Source organism: Enterococcus olivae (genome assembly GCF_053760925.1).
This window is the reverse complement of sequence record NZ_JBSMVT010000068.1, coordinates 1-1057: the sequence shown is the minus strand read 5'-3', so window position 1 is coordinate 1057 and position 1057 is coordinate 1. Positions and strand designations below refer to the sequence as shown.

Annotated in this window: 1 protein-coding gene; it reads right to left on the bottom strand. The window is 41.2% G+C overall.

The features are described 5' to 3' along the window. Positions 1–88: 88 nt before the first annotated feature. On the bottom strand, positions 89–1057 hold a 969-nt coding region (locus ACWODM_RS16345; protein ID WP_455322377.1), incomplete at its 5' end, for an IS1380 family transposase.

Sequence of the window (1057 nt, the reverse complement as noted above, 5' to 3'; positions counted from 1 at the left end):
GATAAAGCTTTTTAAAAAACTTTTACCTATTTAAGGGCAGACTGCTCCCTTGAAACAGAATTGGGTAAAAATTTACTCGATAATTAGTTTAAATCCATTTTCTGGATCGCCTTAGGCGCTCGAAAACTTCATAGAATTCAGTTTGATACACATGATAACTCGACAGTTTGAGATAGACTTGTCTGCCTGTTTCAACCAGTTTACCGGCAACTTTAAGCAATGTCAGTCGAATGGAATGAATCGTCATCCCTTGGTTCAATTTCTCAAATGCAATGGTCTTTAAAAAATTGACGAGGTTGTATGCAAGGACACTGATCATCATTCTGACATGATTTTCTAAGAAACGCGGGCTATCTGTTTTATCGAAGTAAAAGCCACCTTTCGCTTCTTTGATGAAATTTTCCATTGTTCCACGCTTGCCGTAAAGAGAAAATATGACTTCAGGCGAGACATTGTCGGATAGATTAGTCACAATAAACGAATGATGAAAAAGCAATTCTCCTCCTTCACGGACGGAACGTATACAGACACGACGGGGTTTCGACCAGGATTGCGCTTGGTATGGGAGTGAAAAATACTGCACTTCTCGCTCTTCCCATTCTAGATTGTCCCCGTAAAGAACAGAGTGTTCAGCTAATTGACTTAACCTCCGATTGCTCTTTAATCGGATAACGTACTGGCTTTCAGTTGCTTCACAAGACTCATACATCTCTGGTGTGGCGAAGCCGCTGTCACCCCGAACCAATATCTCGGTATGAGGTAACGTGCTTTTGTAGTGGTGTAACAGCGGGTCGATAAAGGCTTTTACCCCTTTAGATGTGTACTGATTGCCTGAACGTAGTTTAGCTTTTAAGAAATCTCCGGTCAGTCCATCAAAGGCAACTAATGGGTGATAGCCGTAGGTTTGATAATGGGCATTATAATCTGTTTGTTCTTGGCGTCCAAAGGTATCTGAATGTGTGGAATCGACATCAATGATTAACTCGGTGTCATTGCGAATCAAACGCGCTTTATCAATCAGCGACTGATTTAATGCTTGGAGTTGATCCATGTTCTC